Source organism: Roseicyclus sp., from assembly GCF_052168335.1.
Taxonomy (GTDB): Bacteria; Pseudomonadota; Alphaproteobacteria; order Rhodobacterales; family Rhodobacteraceae; genus Roseibacterium.
In genome coordinates this window covers 1-3,998 of record NZ_JBQLZP010000360.1, presented here as the reverse complement: position 1 = coordinate 3,998, position 3,998 = coordinate 1, and the positions used below count along the sequence as shown (strand labels likewise).

The 3,998-nt window shown below is 71.3% G+C and carries 6 protein-coding genes; all 6 read right to left on the bottom strand.

The features are described 5' to 3' along the window. A partial coding sequence (locus tag ACTS11_RS11095; RefSeq protein WP_442640375.1) for a MerR family transcriptional regulator occupies positions 1-651 on the bottom strand: 651 nt, incomplete at its 3' end. A gap of 63 nt (positions 652-714) precedes the next feature. Beyond that, a complete protein-coding gene (ihfA, locus tag ACTS11_RS11090; protein WP_442640374.1) occupies positions 715-1,017 on the bottom strand; it encodes an integration host factor subunit alpha in 303 nt (100 codons plus the stop codon). A 100-nt stretch (positions 1,018-1,117) separates the two neighbouring features. Beyond that, positions 1,118-2,092, bottom strand: coding sequence for a beta-ketoacyl-ACP synthase III (locus ACTS11_RS11085; protein ID WP_442640373.1), 975 nt, complete (start codon positions 2,090-2,092; stop codon positions 1,118-1,120). Then, on the bottom strand, positions 2,089-3,186 hold the full coding sequence (gene plsX, locus ACTS11_RS11080) for a phosphate acyltransferase PlsX (RefSeq protein ID WP_442640372.1): 1,098 nt from the start codon (positions 3,184-3,186) through the stop codon (positions 2,089-2,091). The genes ACTS11_RS11085 and plsX overlap by 4 nt, the downstream gene beginning before the upstream one ends. Before the next feature lie 26 nt (positions 3,187-3,212). Continuing rightward, the gene (gene rpmF / locus ACTS11_RS11075; RefSeq protein WP_442640371.1) at positions 3,213-3,419 is read right to left on the bottom strand and encodes a 50S ribosomal protein L32; all 207 of its coding nucleotides are present in this window, start codon (positions 3,417-3,419) and stop codon (positions 3,213-3,215) included. Positions 3,420-3,667: 248 nt separating this feature from the next. Further along, a partial coding sequence (locus ACTS11_RS11070; protein ID WP_442640370.1) for a YceD family protein occupies positions 3,668-3,998 on the bottom strand: 331 nt, incomplete at its 5' end.

Sequence of the window (3,998 nt, the reverse complement as noted above, 5' to 3'; positions counted from 1 at the left end):
CTCTGCCGCGAGGGGGGCGGCGTCGCTGTCTCCGGCGACCTCTTCCGCGCGTTCCTCTGCGAAATCCCCGGCAATCTCGGGCTCCGCCATGTCCTGCGCGGCCTCGGGCTCGGCGTCCTCCGGCTCTTCCTTCTCGGGCTCGGCGTCCTCCTCGAAGGCGTCCTCCTCCGCCTGCTCCGGCCCATCGTCCTCCGGCTGCGCTTCCTCGACGGTGTCCTCCGCGGCGTCCTCCGCCGCGTCGTCCTGGTCGTAAACCTCCGCCTCCTCTCCGAGGTAGGCGTCTTCGCCCTCGTCCTGCGCCTCGGCCGCCGCGTCCTCCTGCCAGGCGGTCTCGGCGCCGATTCCCTCGATCAGTTCGGGCGCGACCCGCAACGTGTCGAGCGGCGGCGACAGCGCCGCGACGGTCGCCACGCCTTCCTCCCGCAGCAGGCGCTGCACGCCGCGCACGGTCATGCCACGGTCGTGCAGCAGCACCTTGATCCCGCCCACGAGTTCCATGTCCGCGGGCCGGTAGTAGCGCCGCCCCCCGGCACGCTTCACCGGCCGGATCTGGCTGAACTTCGATTCCCAGAAGCGCAGCACGTGCGCCGCGACGCCGAGCCAGTCGGCCACCTCGCGGATCGTGCGGAATGCGTCGGGCGACTTGCTCATCGGAAGACGGCTCCCCGCCTCCGGAAGACCGGGGGCGTCGCGAGGGCGCGGACCCTCATCGCGTCAGCGCCGGTTGCCCGCAGCGACCCGGTCCTTCATCAGGTGCGACGGGCGGAAGGTCAGCACGCGGCGGGGCGAGATCGGCACTTCCTCGCCGGTCTTGGGGTTGCGGCCGATGCGCGCCGTCTTGGCCCGGACCGAGAAGGTGCCGAAGGACGAGACCTTGACCTGTTCGCCGCGCACCAGCGCGTCCGACATCAGTTCCAGCACGCGCTCCACCAGTTGCGCGCTCTCGTTGCGGCTCAGCCCGACCTCGCGGAACACCGCTTCCGAGAGGTCCATCCGCGTCAGAGTCTTTCCCGCCATCGTGCCAGTTCCCCACGTTTGCTGGGGCGCAGGATGCGCGAAGGGATTTCTCAAGTCAACGCAGGGGTTTGGAAGGCGCTCCTCGAGCGGCGGATCGGCGCTACCAGCGCAGCACGACCGAGCCCCAGGCGAGCCCGCCGCCGATGGCCTCGGCCACGATCAGGTCGCCCCGCCGGATGCGCCCGTCCGCGACCGCGACCGACAGCGCCAGCGGGATCGAGGCGGCCGAGGTGTTGCCGTGGTCCTGCACCGTCACCACGACCCGGTCCATGTCCACGCCCATCTTCTGCGCGGTGCGCGTGATGATCCGCAGGTTGGCCTGGTGCGGCACGATCCAGTCGATGTCATCCGCCGTGACCCCGGCGCGGGCAAGGCAGGTCTCGGCCGTTTCGGCAAGCTTTTCAACGGCGTGGCGGAAGACTTCGCGGCCCTCCATGCGCAGGACGCCGGCCGAGCCGCTGGTCGAGACGCCGCCGTCCACGTAGAGGAGGTCGCGGAAGCGGCCGTCGGAATGGAGGTCGGTGGCGAGGATGCCGCGATCCTCCGGGCCCCCCGCGCCCTCCTGCGCCTCGAGCACCAGCGCCCCCGCGCCGTCGCCGAAGAGAACGCAGGTCGAGCGGTCGGTCCAGTCGAGGATCCGGCTGAAGGTCTCGGCTCCGATCACCGCGACGCGGCGCGCCTGGCCGGCGCGGATCAGCGCGTCGGCATTGGCCAGCGCGTAGACGAAACCGGCGCAGACCGCCTGCACGTCGAAGGCGAATCCCCCCGGCATTCGGAGGCCCGCCTGCACCATCGTGGCGACGGAGGGAAAGGTGAGGTCGGGCGTCGAGGTCGCGACCACCACAGCGTCGATGTCGGCGGGCGTGAGTCCCGCGGCCTCGATCGCCTGTCTGGCGGCGGCGATGGCCATGCTGCTCGTCGTCTCGCCCTCGGCCGCGAAGTGCCGCCGCTCGATCCCCGAGCGGGTGCGGATCCATTCGTCGCTCGTGTCGACCTTCGCCTCGAACTCGGCGTTCTCGACGACGCGGGCGGGCAGGTAGTGTCCCGTGCCCACGGCCACGGATCGCAGCGTCATTGCGGGTTCCCCTGGGCCTGCATCGCCAGCGCGGCGGCGTGTTCGGCCTGGGCGATGCGCGCGGCGAGCCGCTGGTTGAAGCCCGACGCCGCGAGGCGCGCGGCGAGCTTGATGGCCGCGGCGACGCCGGTGGCGTCGGCCGAGCCGTGCGACTTCACGACGGTGCCGTTGAGCCCGAGGAAGACGCCGCCGTTGACGCGGCGCGGGTCGATGCGCTTGGACAGGCGCCGGAGCGACGGATAGGCCAGAAGCGCCGCGATCCGGCTGAGCGGCGAGAAGCGGAACGCCTCCTCGAGCTGCTCGCGGATCATGCGCGCCGTGCCCTCGCCGGTCTTGAGCGCCACGTTGCCGGTGAAGCCGTCGGTCACGATCACGTCGACCTTGTCGGAGGGCAGGTCGACGCCCTCGACGAAGCCCACGAAGTCGAAGTCCGCGGCGGGCGCGACGCGCGCGATGAGTTCCGCCGCCACCTTGATCTCGGCGCGGCCCTTGTGCTCCTCGGTGCCGACGTTCAGGAGGCCCACGCGCGGGCGGTCGAGGTCCATGCCGTTGCGGGCATAGCTCGCGCCCATCAACGCGTATTGCAGCAGGTCCTCGGCATCGGCGCGGATGTCGGCGCCCACGTCCAGCATGACGTTGAAGCCCGAAGGATTGCTCGACGGCCAGAGGCAGGCGATGGCCGGCCGGTTCACGCCCTCGATCTTGCGCAGGCGCGTCATCGACATGAGCATCAGCGCGCCGGTGTTGCCGCAGGAGACGGCAGCCGGTGCCTCGCCGGTGCGCAGGGCCTCGATCGCGGACCACATGGAGGTGTTCTTGCCGTGGCGGAGCACGTTCGAGGGCTTCTCGTCCATGCGCACGACGCCGTCGGCGTGGCGCAGCTCGCACCGGTCGAGCAGGCCGCGCTTCTTCTCGAGGAGCCGTTCCAGCTCGGGCCGGTTGCCGTGCACGATGAAGCGCAGGTCGGGGTTCTTGGCGGAGGCCTTGGCGATTCCGCCGACCACGGCGGCGGGGCCCTGGTCCCCGCCCATGGCGTCGATCGAGAGGACCGTTGCCGGAATTCTGTCGCCCGTGAGCGCCGTCCCGTCGGTCATCTCAGATCCGCCGATCCCTCAGCCGGTCAGGCCGCGTCTTCGTCGAGATCGACCTCATCGGCGCGCGCAACGACCTCGCGGTCGTTGTAGAAGCCGCAGGACGGGCAGACGTGGTGCGGGCGCTTCAGCTCGCCGCAGGACGGGCACTCGTTGGGGTTCGCACCCTCGAGGGCATCGTGCGCGCGGCGCATGTTGCGGCGGGACCGCGTCACTCGGTTCTGGGGGACAGCCATGTCTCAACCTCGAAGTTCGGGAGGCGCGACCGGATGCGCGCGCCCTCGGTGTCTATCTCGTCTCTCTCGCGTCCCCCGCGGCGCCGGGGCGCATCCCCGCGGGCCTCGCATTCCGCGGAAGGCGCGGGTTTCATGAGGTCGCATCCGGGGGCGAATGAGGCCGGGAACATACTCCGATTCCCCCGCCATGCAAGCCCTTTTCCGACCCTTTCAGGGCACCCGGACGGGGCGCCCGAATCGCCGCGATTTCAGTCCTCGCCGCCGTTGTCGCCGCCGTCTCCGCCGCTCTCGCGCAGCCGGTCGCGCAGGGCCGCGAGACCTGCGAGCGGCTTGGCGTCCGCGTCGGTCATCGGCGCCACGCCGGGCGCCGCGAAGGTGGCCTCGCCGATCTCCGCCCCCTCCGCGCGCGGATAGTCGGGGAGCGCCAGCGCCAGCGCCTCCAGCATCACCTCGGCGAGGTCGAGGCGGTCGGGCAGCGCCTCCTCGGTGTCGTCCTCGGGCATCTCCGCCTCCTCCTCCTCGGGTTCGGAAAAGTCGGCGAGGTAGCGGCGCGAGACCTCGGTGTCGATCCGCGTCGTC